This window comes from Arthrobacter sp. SPT-J7 (assembly GCF_059089965.1).
The window spans coordinates 1-360 of sequence record NZ_JBNHFF010000603.1 but is presented as its reverse complement, the minus strand read 5'-3'; the positions used below and the strand labels follow the sequence as shown (position 1 = coordinate 360).

Below are 360 nucleotides of genomic sequence, written 5' to 3'. Positions count from 1 at the left end.
GCAGTACCATCGGCGCTGTGGGCCTTAGCTTCCGGGTTCGGAATGGGACCGGGCGTTTCCCCCACGCTATGACCGCCGTAACCCTTCGTGCACGCCCGGGCTGTGTTTTCCGAACGGGTCGGAAAGCTGCCTGGCGGCAAATCTCAGTGGTTACAAGCTTGTGCTTGGAACTGTATTCAATTGTTTGTTCCCGACAGACAGGGGTTGTTGTCTGGGAACCACATAGCGGACGCGTAGCTTCGTTTTGATCACCCACCCCGGGAAGGGGTGGTGTGGTGTAAGTTGTCGGACTATTAGTACCGGTCAGCTTCACGAGTCTTTCGTCCTCGCTTCCACATCCGGCCTATCAACCCAGTGGTC

1 rRNA gene is annotated in these 360 nt (G+C 57.2%); it reads right to left on the bottom strand.

Annotated features, from left to right (window positions below):
* Window positions 1-80 (bottom strand): 5S ribosomal RNA (gene rrf, locus AC5RWX_RS34485); the annotation flags it as partial.
* Between the last annotated feature and the right edge of the window lie 280 nt (window positions 81-360).